Source organism: Achromobacter sp. JCM 18799 (assembly GCF_055395645.1).
In genome coordinates this window covers 1,607,226-1,625,672 of record NZ_AP043866.1, presented here as the reverse complement: position 1 = coordinate 1,625,672, position 18,447 = coordinate 1,607,226, and the positions used below count along the sequence as shown (strand labels likewise).

Here is an 18,447-nt window from a genome sequence, read left to right as displayed (position 1 = left end):
CTCCTTAAATGGTGAGGGTGTGGGTCCAACGCGGCAATCCGTTGCGGGAGAGGAACTCCACAAGGCGTTTACTACCGAAGAACTGAGTACGGCCGTTGGCGCTAAAAGCCAAGGCAGACTGGTCGACCCGCAGCTGATTCTCTCGGGCTCGGGCAGTCAGTTGCTCCAGGAGCGCACTGTTCGCGCTCGTGGTGCCGCTGTTCGACCGTGCGTCAAAGACCGCGAAGTTGACCCAGCCACCATTGACGGCAGGCTGCCGAAGGTGCGCAAAATTGATCTGCATTTATGACTCCAAGCCCACGTGAAACAGTAGGCATGTGGGAATTCTGACAGGTCACTAGATCACGGAATGACCTGGATAAAATCTCAGCTTATGGGTACTGTTTTATTGCGGCGCGCAACTGCTGCGCCACGCGCTGACGGAGTTCTGGCGGCGCTAGTACCTCCACGTCGGCGCCATATCTCAGCACGTCTGTGACTAGTTCCTGATCCTTGGAATACGGAACTTCGAGTTGGTAGCAGCCATCGGCCAGCCATTTGCTAACTTGCCCCGAATGCCAGCATTCGAGCGAGACGTAGCGCGCTCGTGCCTTGCTGAACTTCAAAACGGCGCGCTTATCGGCCTTGCCCGCATAGATGCCATATCCGCTGCCGAAGTACTCGTCCAGTTCTTGCTGGCTCATCTCAATGCTCGGCTTCTCCGTCAGTTGAACTTCCTGGATCGCGTCCAGCGCAAAGATGCGTAGCTCATTTCGCAGATGGCACTGTGCGTCCAACAACCAGTTTTCCCGATAGTGAACTAGCCGGATCGGTGACACCTCGCGGCGGGTTTCCTCATCTTTGTCGCGGTTGAAGTAGCGCATGACGACTCGTTTGCGCTCTAGTACGGCCTGGGTCAACAGCTCAAAGTACTTCACATCGATGCGCCGGCCTGCGAAATGGATGAGCTTGACTCGTTTCTTGATGTCCTTCGCGGCAGCCGAGGATTCGCCTAGCAGACTCTCAATCTTCTGCTTCAGCGGCTGGAGGTGAGACTCTAGCAGTCCTGGTTGGACACCGCTCACCAAGTGCTGCATTGCCAGAAGCGCGTAGAGTTCACTTCCGTTGAACCACAATCCGGGCAGCTCAAACCGCTTTTCTCCCGGGCGATCGCGGACGACCCATTTATTGATGTCGCGGTCAAATTCGATGGGACAGTCGATACGGTCACGCAATACGTCGATGTCGCGCTTGATCGTAGACATCGAAACCTCGAGCGCATCCATGAGTTCCTGCATCGTGGCGCCATTTCTTTGCCGCAGGATGTTTAGGATCTTATGTATCCGCTCTGTGTTCTGTTTTTTTGCGCGTGGTGGCATTTTTCCTCCCGTAACTAATTGAGATCGTCTGATGGCAGGGCAAGTACAGCAGGCAGGCGAAGACCGCGCAATAGCTCCATGGTTATGGCTGCAGGATACGTGGGACGCATACCACAACCTCTGTATGCGCATACATTCCAAATTAGGTGTCCTGATGGGCAACAGCGCGGACGCCGCCATCTGCCCGACCTCTATGGCAGTCGACATGCTTGATCTCGACAACTACCGAGCTCCGCCGGACTTGGAGCCTCGGCGGAAGACTGAGATCCGCAAATGTCGGGCGACAGCTCGGCAGCGACTGCTGTCGTTCAGGTCGTGCCGAGACGTACGCAAAGGGGAGCGGTTCCTACTTTTTCCTCATACCAAATTTTCTGCCGTCGTATCTTTCGGCCATGAGCGAATTTCGGTTTCTTCGGCCGAGGCTCTGGGGCAGAGGTCAGTCGCTGTGGAGTTAAACGTCAAATAATGCTGCCAGATGTTGGCCAGGACTTGAGTTCGCTAGGATCCCGTTGCGTGTCGGTCATCACTACTACCTATCGGAATCAATGGGGGGGCAAAATGATCGCCCATTTTTGTATGCCATAGCCGGACCAGAAGTAGAATCCGCTCGGTATTGCAGAAGGTCTAACTTCTTTGGGTAACGACGTTATCGCGTGTTGCTATATGTGTCGTTTGGTGCTAAATATGTCTGATGCGTCGGGTTCGGCGGCAGGAAAGACTGGATGGAAGTTGGATTGAGGCAGGGCTCTACGCCAGGGGCATCGTGTTACCTCGATTGAATCCGATTCCATCGGTGTTATAGCTTAACCAATAAAGTTTCTGTGCATGTCCACCAATATGTTAATTAGAGATCGGATGAAGGGTTCCAAGTATTTACCGCTGAGTGAGTTTCCAGAGCTCAAGAAATGCACGGATTTTTTGTAATTCGTTGTTCAAAATATAAATTTATCTAGTGGTAGATGCAACTAGCAAGGAGGGCTTGAAAAATGGATTGGGCACGACTGTTGTCAACTAAGCGTCTCGGACGTGTCGCTAACCGCGATAACGCGCTCCCATTGAGAAATGAGTTCACTCGTGACTACGATAGAATTATTTTCAGCTCTGCTTTTCGTCGGTTGCAAGATAAGACACAAGTATTTCCGCTAGCTAAAAGCGACTATGTCCGGACGCGGCTCACTCATAGCCTAGAGGTCGCAAGCGTGGGGCGCTCACTGGGCATGCTTGCCGCTGACGCGATCATACAAAAAGAGTCTGGGCTCAACGATGTTGTTAATCCGTACGAGCTTGGTACAGTCGTGGCAACGGCCTGTCTTGCGCACGATATTGGCAACCCTCCTTTCGGTCATGCCGGTGAGTCAGCTATACAGGAGTGGTTCGAGGCGAGGGCTATTGTCAATGAGCTGAGCCATTCGGAGCAGTTGGACCTATTAAAATTCGAGGGTAATGCTCAAGGTTTTCGAACGTTGTGCAAACAGCAATACGCACCTCAGCGAGTAGGTATGGAGCTCACGTGTGCAACACTTGGCGCATTCGTCAAGTACCCGCGAGCGTCTGCGGTGGACGACTCTCAGAAGTACGGTATAAGCGGGAAGAAGTTTGGCTTTATGCAGAGTGAGTCAGAAATTTTTCGAGAATTGGCCAATGAACTGGGTTTAGTCCGTAAGCCTGGCGCCGCTGATGCTTGGCATCGCCACCCTTTAGCTTTTCTGGTCGAAGCGGCCGACGATATTTGCTATCACGTTATGGACGTCGAAGATGGCTACAAAGCGGGATGCCTCTCGTTCGATGAAATAGCCGAGTTATACCGTCCTTGGCTTTCCGAAAAGCGTTGGAAGTATGGTTTGCAGATCGAAAATCCCGGCCGTCGCATTGAGTATTTTCGTGCTTTGACGGTGAACGCAATGGTCGAGACCATAGTGGAAGCCTTTAAGAATAATTACAATGGCTTGATGGATGGAACCTTTGATAAAGAGCTCACGGCGTGCATCTCCTTGAGCAAAGAGTTCGCAGCATTCAAGGATCTCGCAAAATGCAAGGTATATACCGCGAGGCCCGTGGTTGAGATTGAAGCCTGTGGCTTTGAGGTTATTTCAGGGCTGTTAGATTTATTTCACAATGCGATCTATATCAAGGCGAATAACCTTGAGAAAGGAAAAGTGAGGGCCCGAACTCTTCTCGGTTTAATGCCAGGAATTGATCGCGATCTTACAAATCTCTCTTCTTACGAGAGGACGCTTCTTGCCACGGATTTTGTTTCCGGCATGACAGATTCGTTTGCAGTCGAATTGTACCAACGTGTTCGTGGAATTTCGCTCCCATGATTTAAGGAAGAGCGCGCTTGGAATAAGGCGTCGAATTACAACTTAACTGGCCAAATTGTAGTCTGACACATTTTTTCTCGAATATCACCGTGCGGGCTGCTCTACTGGCCCCGATCTTTCAAAGCCATTTGCCCCGGAAGCTTCTGCGCTCCTGCCTAAAAGGAAATCATGGAAAATCGATATGTTCAAGGAAAGTCTCCACCGCGATTCTTAGTCTTTCGGACTGGCAATTCACCAGCAGGCGGGCGGCGATGAACTTGACCATTAACGGTCGCTTACGGGGAAACTATATGACTGCTCTGGGTCGTCAATAGCCCATCAGTAACGGCGGCTCACGGCCAGAAGCGGACTATCGATCGCAGCTTCCGATGACGGTCGTTTCCATTGTTTTTTCAGAAAAATAGAGCTACGCTGCCCCGAAAAAACTCCAAACTACCGTTTATCCCATTCACTGGACCTTGTCAGGAGGTTGTGTGTACAGAGAGGCAGTTATTACTTTCGTGGACGTTCTAGGGTTTAAAAATCTGATCCTTACGAACACGTATGAGCAAGTTGCTGCGAAATTGGCCAATGTTCGGAGGCTCTCAGGCTTAAACGAAGTCGAGGATGGGGAAGGGTTTGAGCCTAAAATCATCCAGTTTTCCGATTCGATCATTCGTATGCGTCCGCTCGATTCTGCCGCAAATAAGGAAATGCGGTACGGGCTGATGTTTTACGAGATGTTAGACCTTGTTCACATGCAAGGAGAACTTATTAACCACGGCGTTTGTATTCGGGGCGGCGTGTCTCTTGGAACGATTCATTTTGACGACCAAATTCTTTTTGGACCAGGGTTCGTTAGGGCATACGAGCTGGAATCGATCTATGCGAACTATCCTCGAATCGTCGTTGATCCCATTTTAATCGCCCAAGTAAGGAAAGATCAGCGGCTGGCATCGGCGCAGCACACGCTCGAGCAGGAGTTCTCGTACATCCGAAAGAACATCAGAAAGGATAGCGATGGAATCCACTTCATCGACTATCTCCGGTCCTTCTTGACCGAGATTGACGACCCTGACAACATTCCAGTGTTCCTTCGGAGACACAAGGAGATCATCCTTCAGAACGCGGGAGGTGCGACGCAGCTCTCATCTGTTGCAGCCAAGTATCTCTGGATGGCTTCCTATCACAATGAGCTCATTGCTGAGTTCAAGGACGAATATTTCGAACATTACGGTCTTAAGAGAGAAGACCTTGAAGTTACGCCCGAAGAAATGCCACTACTCCAATCGCTCGCGACCTAGGCAGTCGATTCGCAAGATCCACATGCTGCGTGCTGGACAACTCTAATGCAATGCGTCCTTTCTCAAATGGTGACTGACTGGCCGCAATGGGCCGATAACTGCCTGTGATCGACGACCACCCTCGGCTAGAAGCAGTCGTTCGATCGTCAATGTTGATGTTTAGCAGATGTCAATTCAGACAGTCATGCGACATTGCACGAGCCACCCTGCCTTTCAAGCTGCAATTGACCTCCTCCCCCGAAGTGGACAGTCTCAGGCTGGAGAAACCGGCAGGGTTGGGTCGGTAAAAAACTGACGCGCAAACAGCGCTGGCGCGGTGTCGCCGAGAGCCGAATGTGGTCGGAAGTTATTGTAATCCTGCCTCCAGTTTTCGAGCTTTTGGCGCGCGTCTGGCAACGACATGAACCAGTGTGTGTTGAGACATTCATCGCGCAGACTGCCGTTGAAAGATTCGATGAATGCATTGTCCGTGGGTTTTCCGGGACGGGAAAAATCCAACGTCACCCCCTGTTCATAGGCCCATTTATCCAAGGCCAACGAAACAAACTCCGGCCCGTTGTCGGCTTGAATTCGCACAGGCGATGCGCCACGCTCTCCAACAATTCGAGTCAATGCCTGCACGACATCCGAACCCGTCAGTGTCGGCGCAGCTTCGATTGCCAAGCATTCACGCGTGTGGTTGTCGACCACAGCCAGGGCGCGGAACTTGTGGCCGTTAAACAGCGCATCCGAGACAAAGTCCATACTCCAACTCTGGTTCGGGCCCGTCAAGACCGGACGTTCAAGCCGATGGGCGGCAGCCTTACGACGCCGCGGGCGTTTGGTGCGCAAGTTCAAACCCTCCTATTTGTATAGGCGGTAAATGCGCTTGTGGTTGACATGCCAGCCGTCGCGGCGGATCAACACAAAGATGCGCCAGAAGCCATAGCGCACCCTTGTGCTGGCGATCTCGTGCATGCGAGCTTTGAGCGGCGCATCAAGAACACGGGGCTTGAGCTTCTGATACCAACCCGCGCGACTCTGCTGACAAACCTGGCAGGCCCGCTTGACGCTGATACGGTAGCTATCAATCAGATAGCCGACGAGCTGTTTACGCTGCGCCGGCCTCAGAGCTTTTTTTTCAGAACGTCCTGCAGCATGACCTTGTCCAGACTTAGATCAGCCACCAACTGCTTGAGTCGCTTGTTCTCGTCCTCGAGTTGACGCAGCCGACGCAGTTCGCTCACGCCTATCCCGCCATACTTCTTTTTCCACGCATAGAACGTGGCTTGGGACACGCCCACCTTGCGGCAGACCTCTTCGACCGACACGCCGGTTTCGGCTTGATGCAGCGCGAACGCAATCTGTTCTTCTGTGAACTTTGACTTCTTCATGGCGACGCCCTCCTGGGGGCTAGTTTCGCCGGAATTTTCCAGTTATCAACTGTCCAACTTTTAGGGGGGAGGTCAATCCTTGTGGGATTGCGATGTAAGTATCGAATCCGACGGGCATCGCAATCAAGCGTGACCGTGCCAAATTGAGCACACTTGAGCCTAAATCCGCGCTCAGAGTGGCGGCCATTTCCAATTCAGGCTCAGGCCACGCCGGCTCAGTCGTCATCTCCATCCCTTACACTTACATCGATCACCAGGGAGCGATATGTCGATTCAAAGATTAGGCCGTTGCAGCATCCTCTTGTTTCTTGCCGCCTTGAGTTCAGGTTGCTCACTAGGCGGCGAGTGCGGATGGAACCGCAGCAGCTGCATGTATGAAGGCAAGTACGAAGAGGGCGAGGAAGACTACGCGGAAGACGAAGCGAAGCGCTTGAATAAGAACTCATCCGATCGGTTGCGCCGCAGCTCTGGCAATTGATCCGCGGATCGAGCTCTTCAAGCTCGTGAGGCCCTAGGCGGAGACTTGCCAGTCGCGGAACTGCTTGAACAAGCGAAACCCCACATAGGTTTCACTTCTGAGCCAGCGCCGCCGGTAGTAGCAATCCCAGTAGCTGGTCATGCGCTGCTGCGCCAGATCCAGAAAGGCTGGATTGCTTCGAAGAACCGTTCCATAGACATGCTTGTCCAGCAAGGGCAAGCACGCCTCGATGTCCTGCAGGATTTCGACGACGTATTCACTGCAGAGCTGCACCACGGACGGTACAACCCAAGGCTCGGAAGCCCCAGCCAACCGCTCAATTTGGCGCTGGCGCACGTGGCCGTCATGATGGCGTGACTGTATGCACGCGTAGATCAGGGCCTGGGGTTCGTCCAGCTTGGAGGACAAGGAATCGCTGCCCCCATGCTGAACGCGATAGGGCAGCGTCAATGACTCGTCCTGCACGATGACGGACAATCCGCGGCCGCTCATGATCGAGGGGCAGATCTCCTCGGCGATATGTGCCACTTCGGCTCGCAGCCGCGCGGGGAAGGCTGCTGTTAGCTGCGCCGTCTGCTCTGGGGCGGCCTTGCGCGGGCGAGAGGGCATGTGGGGGAATGCGGCTCGAATGGCGTTCACCGCGTCATGCGGTGCTTCCGGCAGCAGACGACGGCACGCACCACGGATGCTGACGCTGCGGCACGAAGCACGACAGGCGTTTACGCCGCCGCCTCTGCCGGTTTCGGTACAAAGAACCGATCCTTCAACTCCTGCAGCCCAATCCTATCCAGCATTTCCGTCAGCCGCTCAGCCGCCTTCCTGCGCGGCAAATCCTTGTACTGCGCGATGATGAGCTCATTCTTCATCGAATGCTCCCACCCCACCAGCTCAGTCACGCTGACCTGATACCCATGCGCTTCCAGCTGCAAGCACCGCAGCACATTCGTGATCTGGCTCCCGAACTCCCGCGTATGCAGCGGATGCCGCCAGATCTCAGCCAGCGGATCAGCCAGCGCCTTCGCCTTGTTCTTGCGCAGCACCGAAGCCACTTCCGCCTGGCAGCAGGGCACGACGACGATGTACTTGGCCTTCTTCTCCAAGGCGAAGTGGATCGCGTCGTCGGTGGCGGTGTTGCAGGCGTGCAGGGCGGTGACGACGTCGATGGTGGCGGGCAGTTTGTCCGACGTGATGGAATCGGCCACCGACAGGTTCAGGAACGACATGCCGCCAAAACCCAGCCGCTTGGCCAGTTCTTCCGACGACTTCACCAGTTCTTCGCGGGTTTCGATGCCGTAGATGTGGGAGCCGTTCTTCAGCGCCTCGGGCTGTTCCTTGAAGAACAGGTCATAGAGGATGAAGCCCAGGTACGACTTGCCCGCGCCGTGGTCGGCGAGGGTGACGGCGCCGCGTTGTTGTTGGACGTCTTTGAGCAGCGGTTCGATGAACTGGAACAGGTGGTAGACCTGTTTCAGCTTGCGGCGGCTGTCCTGGTTCATCTTGCCGTCGCGGGTCAGGATGTGCAGGGCCTTGAGCAGTTCGATCGACTGGCCGGGGCGGATGTCGTGGGTTTTGTCGGACATGGGGTAAGGCAATGCGCCCCGCGATGGGCGGGGCGCATAAGAAGGCGGAAAGCGTCAGTTTAACGAAAACGCGGCCGGCCCTGGCGGAACGGGCGCGGACTGTGCCTCTTCTAGTGATTCGCATGATTTGGCATGCGAGTAACATGCCCGATGCGATTGGAGCAGGTCATGCATTTCTGAAAGCGCCCACCGCCAGGGCGGGCGCATGGAGAGTCATCAAATGTTCAGCCACATCACTGTCGGGACGCGTGATCTTGAACGCGCGGGCCGTTTTTATGACGCGGTGCTGCTTCCGCTTGGACTGAAGCGTCGCGTTGTCACGCCGGATGGCGGGCCCTTGGCGCTTTGCTGGGTGACCGGTCAGGCGCTGCTGCCGCGCTTTTACGTCTACATGCCCTACGACGGCGAGCCGGCGACGGTGGGCAATGGCAGCATGGTCGCTTTTCTGGCTCCTTCGCAGGAAGCCGTGAGCACGGCCCATGCGGGCGGTCTGGCGCAGGGCGGGACGGACGAAGGCGCGCCGGGCGCGCGTCCTCATTACGGTGACGGCTACTTCGGCGCGTATCTGCGCGATCCCGATGGGAACAAGGTCCATATCGTCCATCGCGGGGACCTCCTGCTGTAACGCGGGATATGACCTGGCATCCCTGGAGAAACGCAAATGCTCGTGAGTCAGCTTGCTCTTGTGTACGGCACCTATCTGATTGCCACCGCCAGTCCCGGCCCCAGCAATATGGCGATCATGGCAACGGCGATGCGTGACGGCCGTGTGCCGGCGCTTGCGCTGGCGGCGGGCGTGATTACCGGCTCGCTATTCTGGGCCACGCTGGCGGCGACGGGCATTTCCGCCGTGCTAGCGGCGTCCGCGCAGGCGCTTTACATCATGAAGATGGTGGGCGGTGTCTACCTGCTCTATCTGGCGTTCCGCACCGGCAGGTCGGCGCTGAGGCCGGGCGCGGCCTTTGTGAATGTGAAAACGGGCCGTGCGACGCCGCGCTATCGGGTGCTCTACCGCCAGGGCGTGCTGATGCACATCGGCAATCCGAAGGCGGTGCTGGCCTGGATGGCGATCATGTCCTTGGGGCTGGGGGAGAGCGCGTCGGACGGCACCTTGCCGGCGATCATCGGCGGTTGCGCGTTGCTGGGCGTCATGGTGTTCGGCGGCTATGCCATCGCGTTCTCGACCGCGCCGATGATTGCGCTGTACGCCAGGCTGCGGCGTTGGATCGAAGGGACGGTGGCCGTGGTGTTTGCCGTTGCGGGCGTCAAGCTGCTGACCTGGCAGCGTTGATGGGGCGGCTTGTCATGGCCGACCCGTGCCGGCGACGGCAAACCCTGGGCCAAGCGTCCGGCACGCAAGCGGCCGGACGCCACTTCGGCGAAGCCGGCTCGCCCTGGTTCAACATCAAGCGCTACGCGCGTGCGTAGATCGCATCCAAACGCAGCAGATCCAGGATCTCGCCTTCCTTCAAGTCCGCATCTTTCAATCCCTGGATGCTGTCGGCATTCACGGCAGGTGGCGCTTCGTTGATCTGGATACGGGGTAAGGCAATGCGCCCCGCGATGGGCGAGGCGCATCAGTAGGCGGGCCATGCCCGTTTGACGAACGCGCCTGCCAGGGGCTGCCTCTGGACCCCGACGCCGCACGGAAAACCGCCAGTCTCTACGACTAAAGTCCGATGTGCCGGCGACAGGCTGCCGTTACGCTGCGCCCAAGATTCCGCCGCGCAACGCGAGCGGAGCGCAATGGCGCGTATGGCCCTCGCGCTGGCCGGACCCACTGGATTCTCTTGTACTGCACGCAAGCAGGCCGCCGCGACGGGACGTGCGGCCTTGTGTGTGCGCGTTTGGATTCGGGACCGTGCTTGCTGCGGCGGACCGTGACGGGCCGGCAATGGCATAGGGCATGACAGAGGAACAGCATGGCTCGCATATTCAAACAAGCAGGTATTGATACCCCAGGAAGGAGAGTCAAGCCGGCTGTGACGCTATGGGCGGTCTTGATATCGGCGCCGATGGCGGCAGCGGCCGACGGCGGAAACGGTGGGAGCAGGACTATTGGCGCTGCATGCGGGGGCGCTGGCGGTGCGGATTCTCTGACGACTGCTGGCGGTGATGGCAAGACAGCTGGTGGAGGCTGCAACATGCTAGGGGGCGGCGGTGGTGGCGCCGGTATTGTTGGCGGCAAAGGGGGAGATGGCCACAGCTATAACTCGGGATCGAAATCTGCTGGCGGCGCAGGCGGCAACACGGCTGGAGCGGATGGCGCACGCGGCGAGGATGGGCGGTCAGGCGAGCTCTTCGCCGCCGGCGGCGGCGGCGGTGCGGCGGGCCATAGGGCGGGCAGCCTGCCGATAGTGGCCGTGAAGGGCGGCAATGGGGGTGACGGCGGAGCTGGTGGCGCCGAGACTCGGGTCATCAATGGCGTGACCTATGTTTCCTACGGAGGTGGAGGCGGGGGCGGTGCGGGAGCACCCGGCGCGATACTGTACGGCAATGGCCAGAACCTGGGTACGCTCCAGTTTTCCGTGGTTGGCGGAAAGGGTGGCAGCGGCGGGACTGGCGCGACCGGAGTCGACGGAGGCAGCGGCGGAGCGGGCATCGCGGGCTCGGGTTTCATCATCACGAACGGCAGCGTCATCCAGGGCGGAAATGGCGGCAATGGAAGCACTGGCGTTGGACCTGGCACTTCTGGCGGCTATGGGGCAGGCGCGGGCAGCGGAATTCTTGGCGATGATCTGGTGATAAACAACCTGGGCACGATTCAGGGTGGCGTTGGTGGCAATCGTGGCAGAAATTTTGCTGGTGGCAGCGAGGGACGGGCAGGTAGTGGCGGTGTGGGTATTCAGGGCGCGCGGTTGACCATTACGACTTCCGGCCCGATTGCCGGCGGTCGGGGCGGGGATGGCGGCGCCTATGCAGACGCCATCAGGTTCACCGCTGGCTCCAATCAGCTGGAACTGCGTCAAGGCTGGTCATTGTTGGGCAATGTCGTCGGCGCTACCGGGGCGGCGGCCGACAATACCTTGACGCTGGGCGGCGATGCCTCCGACCTCGGATCGGGCCCGGGCGCCACGGTGCTTGATACGGGGCGGATCGGCGATGCCAGTCAGTTCCGGTACTTCTCCAATTTTGAGAAAACCGGCCAGGGCGTCTGGAGCCTGACGGGTGCGACGACGGCGGTCACGCCCTGGACCATCAGGCGAGGCACGCTGTCCATTGCCGACGCGGGCGCGCTGGGTGATTTGTCGGGGAGGTTGACGCTGGCCGGCGGCACGCTGGCCGCGACGCAATCGATGCGCGTCGGCCAGAACGTAACCCTTGGCGCGGCTTCCGCATTGAAGGTCGCCTCGGACAAGACGCTGGTGATGGCGGGCGCGTGGAATGGGGCGGGTACGCTTACCAAGACCGGCGCGGGCACGCTGGTCATGACGGGAACCGTCGCCCACATTGGCAATACGGTCGTCGATGGCGGCGTGTTGCGCATGAACGGAGGAGGGGCCACGTTGGTTGGCCGCGTCATGGTCAATGCGGGCGAATTCGAGGCGGCGACGCTGTCGACGTTGCGCGTGAATGGGGGTGTCGCGCTGGCCGACGGCACGCGACTGTCGCTGGCGGCAGGCTCGGCCGGACCGGCGCTGGAGACGAGCGAGCTGGCCGTGGGGCGCAACGTGTCGCTCAACATCTCGGGCATTGCCGATCCGAACGGCGCCAACCAGACGTTGATCCGAACTACGAGCGGCATCAGCGCCGACTTTGGCTCGGTCAAGATAGGTGGCTTTCAAGGGGCGGTGGACTACTTGACTGTCCATGCCCGCAAGTCGGGCACGGACTATGTGGCGAGCTACGATCTGAGCTGGACGGCGGGCAACAACCTGGCCCATGGCACCTACACGCTGGCCGATGCCGGCAATGTGTTCACCGTGGCCGCGCCGCTGGTCGACCAGGCGCCCAACGCCGCGACCGGCTGGGATGGCAGGACGCTGAGCAAGGCTGGCGCGGGGACGCTGGTGTTGTCCGGCCAGAACCGTTACACCGGCGGTACGGACGTGCTCGCCGGCACGCTGGAGGCGACGAGCGACGACAGCCTGGGCGCGGCCGCTGGCGGCGTGCGACTGAACGGCGGCGTCTTGCGTATTGGTGATGCCGCATACGCATCCACAGCGCGCGCGGTCAGCATCGGCGCCCAAGGCGGCACGCTGGACTTGCCCTATGACTTCAGGTTGGACAGCGCGCTGCAGGGCAGCGGCGTGTTGACCAAAACAGGCGCCGGGACCTTGAAGCTTGGCGCGGACAGCGGCGCATACTCGGGCAGTACGACGTTGGCGGGCGGCGGCTTGTGGCTGGCCGACAGCGCCAGCCTGGGCGGCAGTGTGCGGGCGCTTGCGGGTACGACGTTGAGCGGAGGCGGCCGGCTGGGTTCAACCGCTATCGATGCCGGCGCCACGCATGCGCCGGGGAACGCAGGCGTTGCCGGCGGCGCACAGACCATCGCCGGTGACTACCTCAACCGCGGCACGCTGCGCATCGAGGCGACGCCGCAAGCGAGCAGCCGCGTGGACGTTGCAGGCGGGGTGGATATTGCCGGCAGCACGCTGGACCTGCGCCTGTCCCCCAACGACGCGCAGGCCTGGCAGCCGCAGTCAGGGTCTTACACGCTGATCCGCAAGCTGAGTCCGGGCGCGGTGCAGGGCACGTTTGCCGAGGTGCGCAATCCCTTGCTGTTTCTGGACGCCTTGGTCAGCACCCAGGGCGGCGACGGCAACGATGTCACGCTCACGCTGCGCCGCAATGCACGCAGCCTGGCTGGCCTGGCCGCGACTCGCAACCAGGCGGCGGTGGCTGCGGCCATCGATGCGCTGTCGCAGGACCAGGAAGTCTGGCGCGCGTTCGCGCTGAGCAGCGACCTGGATGAGGTGCGCCAGGGTTTTGAACAGCTTTCCGGCGACGCCTATGCAAGCGTCGCCACAGTGCTGTCATGGCCCAACCTGACGGCTGCGGCGCAGAGCGGGCTGGACGCCTTGCGCGGCAATCTGGGCGCGCGGCAGATACCGGGCGCGCCGACGGCTGCCGCGGGCGTCAGCGACGCGCCGGTCCTGGCGACGGCGCTGCCGCGTGCCGGCGTCACGCCGGTGTGGGCGCAGCTTGGCGGCGACTGGCGCCAGTACGCGGGCGACGGCAATGCGCCGGCCATACGCCAGCGCAGCACCAGCCTGGCATTCGGCGGCGACGTGGGCGTGGGGGGGGGGATGGCGCCTGGGCGGCGCATTTGGATACACCGACTCGCGCTTGAGCGGACAGGACCGAAGCGCGAGTTCAAATATCGACAGCTATACCGCGACGGTATACGGCGGCAAGGGCTATGCGCTGGGCGACGGCCAGCTCAACGTCATGGCCGGTGCGGCCTACACCTGGCACGACATCGAGACGCGCCGGCAGGTCCGCTACGGCAGCCTGGACCAGAACCTGGACGCTGGCTATCACGCCAGCACCACACAGCTATTTGCCGAGACGGGCTACGCCATGGCATTGAGCGGTACGGTGACGGTAGAGCCATATGTCGGCCTGGCCTGGAGTGATACGCGTATGCGCGGTTTCAACGAGAGCGGCGGGGCGGCGGCGTTGTCGGGAAGAGCGCAGAAGCAGCATGTGGCCAGCAGCCTGACCGGCTTGCGCGCGCAATGGCAGCCGGGCGGCACGGCCATTGCCTTGCGCGGCATGGTGGGCTGGCGCCACGCCTATGGCGACGTCCAGCCCACGGCGACGCTGGCCTTTGACCAAGGCCCGGCCTTCAGCGTGGCCGGCGCGCCCATCGCGCGCGATGCGGCGCGTGTGGAACTGGGCGCGGACCTGGTGTCGATTCGGGCGATGACGCTGGGCTTGCGCTACGCAGGTGAATTCGGCGGAGGCAACCGGCAACATACCGGTACGCTGAACGCTGGGTGGCGCTTCTAGGCTGGCGCTCAGGCGCCAGCCCTTGCCGGGTCAGGCGGCCGCGTACACCGGCTCGCCCAGGTTCAGCATCAAGCGATTCGCCCAAGCAAAGATCGCATCCGAATGCAGCAGATCCAGGATCTCGCCTTCGTTCAAACCCGCATCCTTCAAAGCCTGGATGCTGTCCGCATTCACCGCGGCAGGCGCCTCGGTGATCTGGATCGAGAACTTGCCGATAGCCAGTTCCCGCGCCGTGGTGCCGGCAGTCGCGGGATCCTCGAACACCTGCGCGATGACCTCATTCCGCTTGGCCAGCTGCTCAAAGCGCTGGGCATGCACGGACGCGCAGTAGACGCAGCCGTTGATACGCGACACGTAGGTCGAACCCAGTTCACGCTCCGCACGCGACAGTCCACCCGGCGCGTACATGATGGCGTTGAACGCCGTGGAGCGCTGGCGCAGGATTTCCGGCTGATGCACCAGGAACAGGTAGTAGTCCGAGACCTTGGCCTTGGGGTGGCTTTCTTCCAGGACGGCGACTTGTTCGGGCGTGGCGGTTTCGACGTTGACGACGTCGAGCCAGGCCTTCCATTCCAGCGATTCGTTGGTGAAGCCGTGGGCCTTGATCACCGCGCCGGGCGCGGTGGCGGCGGTGTTGGCGGGGAAGGGCGCGGGCGGGGTGGCTGCGGCGCGTTCGGGCTGGCCTTCCAGGGCCTTCATGGCTTCCAGGCCGGCGACGAGGCGGACCTGGTAGGACAGGAAGGCGACCAGCTGGGACAGCGTGACCACGGCGGGCGTGGAGACGCCGGCGGCCGGCAGGGTCTTGAGCGCGGCTTCGTCGCCTTCGACGGGCTTCTCGATCAGCTTGCGCGTGAATTCCAGGATGGCGGCCAGGCGCGGGGTGGCGGCCTCAGTAGGCTTGCCGGATTCGGCGACGGCGATGTCGGCCGGCGTGGCGCCGGCGTCGGCCAGGCGCGCGCGGTAGTGCGCGGCCAGCAGCGGCGACGGGGTGATGCGGGTGGCGTACAGCGCGACCAGCAGGCGCTCGGCCAGGGACAGGCCGGGCAGCGCGGGGTCGAACAGGGCGTCGTAGCTGCCTTGGGTGGCGGCGGCGACCTTCTCGCGGAAGTGGCGCACTTCGTAGGTCTTGGCGCCCGGGGCCAGGCCGATCAGGCGGTCGACGAGGTCGTCCGTGACGTTGTAGACGATGGGTTCAGCCATGCGGATCTCCTTGATGCTTTACTTGGCGGCGCGGGCTTTGACGGCCGCGTCCAGGAACTGCTTCACGCCTTCCCAGGATTCCTGGTCGGCGCGGGCGTTGTCCTTGGGGTTGCCGCCGCTGGTGCTGATCTTGCCGGACACGGGGTGGGCGTAGACGAGCTGGGTGGTGGGCACGTAGGGGAACAGGATGGAGTGCCCGCCGTTCTCGTAGTCCAGCCACTCGACCGGGTAGGGATGGTTCACCTCGGCCAGCTTGTCCTGCACCATCTTGGAATAGATGCTGGACGGCCAGGAGCCGTCGTCGGTGCCGGACAACAGCATGACGGGACCCTGGATGTCTTCGACCTTGATGCGGGCGCGGGCCACGGCGTCGGGGTCTTGCAGGGCGGTGAGGATGGCTTTCTCGTGGCGGTGCGGCGAGGGGCCTTCGTCGAAGGGCGCCCAGGTGGCGGTGCGGTTGTTTTCCCAGACGTGGGGAATGGGCTTGCCGCCCAGCAGCCACGTGGGGCCTTCGCGGCCGATCTTGGGATCGCAGGCGTTCTGGCCGCTGTGGACCACGGCGCCGGGCACGTAGGCGACCACGGCCGAGACTTCCTCGGGGAAGGTGGCGCCCAACAGCAGCACCAGTTCGCCGCCGCGCGACTGGCCGCTGATGGCGACGAAGTCGTGCTTGGGGCTTACCTTCTTGCGCAGCCAGCGCAGGCCGGTCTGGAAGTATTCCAGCGGGGTGTTGGAGATGTAGTCCGACAGGCCGGGCGCCTTGAAGTAGGCCAGCGCGAAGGCGGCGTAGCCGCGCGACGCATACAGCGCCGCGCGCGGTTCGTTGATGCCGCCACCGGAGCCGTTCAGGATCATGACGGCAGGGAACGGGCCGGGGCCGGGCGGCAGGTACAGCGTGCCGACCAGGCCTTCTTCGCGCACGTCCTGGCGCGTGACGCCGTCAGCCGCCAGGCGCTGGGTGAAGCTGGCCTGGGCCTGCGCACCGGCGGCGCGCGCCACCACGTCGGTGACCAGGGCCTCGGTCACCGGGTGGTTGAAGTGTTCGCGGCTGGACGAGTCCACGGGGGACTGCGACCAGACCAGGCCCATGGGCGCCACGCCTTCGTAGTCGCCGGACACGGGCGCGTCGCGGCCCAGGTCGACCGTGCCGTCCGCGCCCGCCACGAAGGCGGCCTGGCTTTGCCAGAGCACGCCGTTGCGGCGGGTCAGGGCGGTGATCTCCACCGTCTGGCCGGGCGCCACGTGTTCGACCCGGATCTGGCGCGGCACGTCGATCAGGTCGACGGCCGGGGTGATGGTTAGGGTGGGCGTCATGGCTTACTTGCCCGATTCTTTCGTCACCATCATGGCGGCCGTGCGGTCGCTGGTCATGGGGGTGACCTTCAGGCCCTTCTTGGTGGCCCAGATGTTCTTGTAGTGGAACAGCGGGATGATGCCGACGTCGTCGTACACGATCTTGACGGAGTCGCGCAGGATGGCTTCACGCTTGGCTACGTCGAATTCCGAGGTGGATTGCTCCAGCGCGGCGTCGACCTTGGGGTTGCTGTAGCGGCCCCAGTTGGACGCGCCCAGGCCCTTCTTGGCGTCGGCGGTGGCCAGGATGTTGACCAGCGCGTAGCTGCCTTCGCCGGTGCCGTTGCCCCAGGCCAGCATGCTGACCGCGAATTCGTTCTTGTTGGCGCGGCCCGAGTACACGGCCCATGGCACCACTTCCACCTGGGTCTTGACGCCGGCGCGGGTCCAGAACTGCGCCACGGCCTGGGCCGTTTCCGGGCCTTGCGGGTAGCGGTCGTTGGGCACGTGCATGGTCAGCTTGAAGCCGTCGGGGTAGCCGGCTTCGGCCAGCAGCTTCTTGGCCTGCGCGACGTCGTTGGGGATGTCCTTGACGTCGGGGTTGTAGCCGATGGTGCCCTTGGGCATCCACTGGTTGGCTTCGGTGGCGGCGCCTTGCAGGATGCGGTCGGCGATGGCCTTGCGGTTGATGGCCAGGTTCAGCGCCTGGCGCACGCGCACGTCCAGCAGCGGGTTCTTGTCCAGCGGCTTGCCGTTGTTGTCGGTGATGTACTGGTTGGGCGCGGGGTTGAAGCTGGGCTGCAGCAGCATGACGCGCAGGCCGTCGTAGGGGTAGACCGACACGTTGGCGGCCTTTTGCAGCTTGGCCAGGTCGGACACCGAGACCTTGTCGATCACGTCCACGTCGCCGGCCAAGAGCGCGGCGGTGCGGGCGGCGGCGTTGTTGATGTAGCGGTAGTTGACCTTGTCCCAGATCTGCTTGTCGCCCCAGTAGGCGTCGTTGCGTTCCATGATGACGCGGTCGCCGGGGGTGTAGGACACGAACTTGTAGGGGCCGGTGCCGACCATGGCCTTGCCCGAGTTGTAGTCCTCGGTGGTGGACTTTTCACCGACGTGCTTGCTGACCACGTGCACCGACGCCAGGTTCAGCGGCAGGTCGGGGTTGGGGGCCTTGGTCTTGACGATGAGCGTCAGCGGGTCCTTGGCGGTCATCGTGTCGATGGTGCGCAGGTAGCCGGCATAGGTGGCCACGCTGCCCGGCACGGCGCGCGCACGGGTGTAGGAGTAGATCAGGTCGTCGGCGGTGAAGGGCGTGCCGTCCTGCCACTTGACGCCTTCGCGCAGCTTGAATTCCCAGGTCTTGTCGTCCAGCGGCTTCCAGCTGACGGCCAGGCCGGGCTGCAGCTTGTTCCACTTGTTCTCGATCAGCAGGTCCCAGAAGTGCAGGGCCACCGAGCGGTCGCCGGCGTGGTTGTTCAGCTGCGGGTCCAGGGACGACAGCGGGTCGGCGAAGCCGATGGACAGGTCGTCGGCGCTTGCTGCGGCGGAAGCGCCGAGGATGGCGGCGGTCAGGGTGGTGAGAATCAGGCGTTTCATGTTCGGAGTC

General features: G+C 61.2%; 14 protein-coding genes and 2 pseudogenes. 7 read left to right on the top strand and 9 right to left on the bottom strand.

Annotated features, from left to right (window positions below; all coding sequences use genetic code 11):
- Positions 1-4: 4 nt before the first annotated feature.
- Both ACZ5YA_RS07760 and ACZ5YA_RS07755 read right to left on the bottom strand, forming a co-directional pair.
- Positions 5-283 carry a hypothetical protein gene (locus tag ACZ5YA_RS07760; protein WP_464092313.1) on the bottom strand — a complete coding sequence of 93 codons (279 nt, stop codon included), beginning with the start codon at positions 281-283 and terminating at the stop codon, positions 5-7.
- Between the two features lie 88 nt (positions 284-371).
- Complete coding sequence (locus tag ACZ5YA_RS07755; protein WP_464092312.1) at positions 372-1,358, bottom strand: helix-turn-helix transcriptional regulator; 987 nt, start codon at positions 1,356-1,358, stop codon at positions 372-374.
- 986 nt (positions 1,359-2,344) lie between these two features.
- Between ACZ5YA_RS07755 and ACZ5YA_RS07750 the strand changes: the two genes are divergently transcribed.
- A complete protein-coding gene (locus ACZ5YA_RS07750; RefSeq protein ID WP_464092311.1) occupies positions 2,345-3,679 on the top strand; it encodes a deoxyguanosinetriphosphate triphosphohydrolase in 1,335 nt (444 codons plus the stop codon).
- Between the two features lie 473 nt (positions 3,680-4,152).
- Positions 4,153-4,962: a hypothetical protein gene (locus tag ACZ5YA_RS07745; RefSeq protein WP_464092310.1), complete on the top strand. Its 810-nt coding sequence runs from the start codon at positions 4,153-4,155 to the stop codon at positions 4,960-4,962.
- Positions 4,963-5,214: 252 nt separating this feature from the next.
- Here the strand turns inward: ACZ5YA_RS07745 and ACZ5YA_RS07740 are convergent.
- From ACZ5YA_RS07740 to ACZ5YA_RS07730, 3 genes and pseudogenes are all read right to left on the bottom strand, one after another.
- Positions 5,215-6,335, bottom strand: a pseudogene (locus tag ACZ5YA_RS07740) (IS3 family transposase).
- A gap of 511 nt (positions 6,336-6,846) precedes the next feature.
- Complete coding sequence (locus ACZ5YA_RS07735; protein WP_464092309.1) at positions 6,847-7,422, bottom strand: hypothetical protein; 576 nt, start codon at positions 7,420-7,422, stop codon at positions 6,847-6,849.
- Positions 7,423-7,532: 110 nt separating this feature from the next.
- Positions 7,533-8,393, bottom strand: a complete 861-nt coding sequence (locus tag ACZ5YA_RS07730) for a class I SAM-dependent methyltransferase (RefSeq protein WP_175208035.1) — start codon at positions 8,391-8,393, stop codon at positions 7,533-7,535.
- A gap of 220 nt (positions 8,394-8,613) precedes the next feature.
- On the opposite strand from ACZ5YA_RS07730, the gene ACZ5YA_RS07725 reads away from it, so the two are divergent.
- Genes ACZ5YA_RS07725 through ACZ5YA_RS07715 form a run of 3 tightly spaced genes read left to right on the top strand, consistent with a single transcriptional unit; the run spans position 8,614 to position 9,821 of the window.
- Positions 8,614-9,018, top strand: a complete 405-nt coding sequence (locus tag ACZ5YA_RS07725) for a VOC family protein (RefSeq protein WP_464092308.1) — start codon at positions 8,614-8,616, stop codon at positions 9,016-9,018.
- Positions 9,019-9,054: 36 nt separating this feature from the next.
- The gene (locus ACZ5YA_RS07720) at positions 9,055-9,684 is read left to right on the top strand and encodes a LysE family translocator (RefSeq protein ID WP_280016256.1); all 630 of its coding nucleotides are present in this window, start codon (positions 9,055-9,057) and stop codon (positions 9,682-9,684) included.
- Positions 9,685-9,698: 14 nt separating this feature from the next.
- On the top strand, positions 9,699-9,821 hold the full coding sequence (locus ACZ5YA_RS07715) for a hypothetical protein (RefSeq protein WP_464092307.1): 123 nt from the start codon (positions 9,699-9,701) through the stop codon (positions 9,819-9,821).
- Positions 9,822-10,681: 860 nt separating this feature from the next.
- On the opposite strand, the gene ACZ5YA_RS07710 is transcribed toward ACZ5YA_RS07715, so the two are convergent.
- Positions 10,682-11,362, bottom strand: a complete 681-nt coding sequence (locus ACZ5YA_RS07710) for a hypothetical protein (protein ID WP_464092306.1) — start codon at positions 11,360-11,362, stop codon at positions 10,682-10,684.
- 327 nt (positions 11,363-11,689) lie between these two features.
- On the opposite strand from ACZ5YA_RS07710, the pseudogene ACZ5YA_RS07705 reads away from it, so the two are divergent.
- A pseudogene (locus ACZ5YA_RS07705) lies at positions 11,690-12,694 on the top strand (autotransporter-associated beta strand repeat-containing protein); the annotation flags it as partial.
- Positions 12,695-13,574: 880 nt separating this feature from the next.
- Positions 13,575-14,348 (top strand): autotransporter outer membrane beta-barrel domain-containing protein, encoded by a 774-nt coding sequence (locus tag ACZ5YA_RS07700; RefSeq protein WP_464092305.1) that lies wholly within the window; start codon positions 13,575-13,577, stop codon positions 14,346-14,348.
- Positions 14,349-14,378: 30 nt separating this feature from the next.
- Here the strand turns inward: ACZ5YA_RS07700 and ACZ5YA_RS07695 are convergent, their stop codons facing one another.
- Genes ACZ5YA_RS07695 through ACZ5YA_RS07685 form a run of 3 tightly spaced genes read right to left on the bottom strand, consistent with a single transcriptional unit; the run spans position 14,379 to position 18,437 of the window.
- On the bottom strand, positions 14,379-15,548 hold the full coding sequence (locus tag ACZ5YA_RS07695; RefSeq protein ID WP_464092304.1) for a CMD domain protein: 1,170 nt from the start codon (positions 15,546-15,548) through the stop codon (positions 14,379-14,381).
- Between the two features lie 18 nt (positions 15,549-15,566).
- Positions 15,567-16,862, bottom strand: coding sequence for an acyl-CoA thioesterase/bile acid-CoA:amino acid N-acyltransferase family protein (locus tag ACZ5YA_RS07690; RefSeq protein ID WP_464092303.1), 1,296 nt, complete (start codon positions 16,860-16,862; stop codon positions 15,567-15,569).
- 3 nt (positions 16,863-16,865) lie between these two features.
- On the bottom strand, positions 16,866-18,437 hold the full coding sequence (locus ACZ5YA_RS07685) for an ABC transporter substrate-binding protein (RefSeq protein WP_175161502.1): 1,572 nt from the start codon (positions 18,435-18,437) through the stop codon (positions 16,866-16,868).
- Positions 18,438-18,447: the final 10 nt, after the last annotated feature.